Source organism: Bradyrhizobium erythrophlei (genome assembly GCF_042430365.1).
Classification (GTDB): domain Bacteria; phylum Pseudomonadota; class Alphaproteobacteria; order Rhizobiales; family Xanthobacteraceae; genus Bradyrhizobium; species Bradyrhizobium erythrophlei.
Map to the genome: position 1 here is coordinate 2,794 of NZ_JBHMET010000174.1, position 280 is coordinate 3,073.

Annotated in this window: 1 pseudogene; it reads right to left on the minus strand. The window is 70.4% G+C overall.

The window, feature by feature from the left end:
- A pseudogene (locus ACFFWD_RS25525) lies at positions 1-280 on the minus strand (hypothetical protein); the annotation flags it as partial.

A 280-nucleotide genomic window follows, 5' to 3' on the forward strand; every position in this document is an offset into this window, starting at 1 on the left:
AAGCTCCGGATGCGCCTTGAGCGTTTCCGGCATTTGCTCCGGCCTCATCAACCGCTCGAACGCGGCCGCATAGGCGGGCCGCTCGGCTCCAGGGGCGGCAGATTCGGACGGCGTTTGCGCCTGGCGCTCGGCCGGCAGCGACGCGGCCGCTTCGTTCTCTGGCTTCGCCGCCGCGTGCGGCTGCTTGCCCTGCGCCATCTCCGGCGGCAGGCTCACCTCGGCCTTGCCGGCGTCGAGCTGCGCCTCGATGTACTTCTTGGCCTCGACGAACTCACGGTGC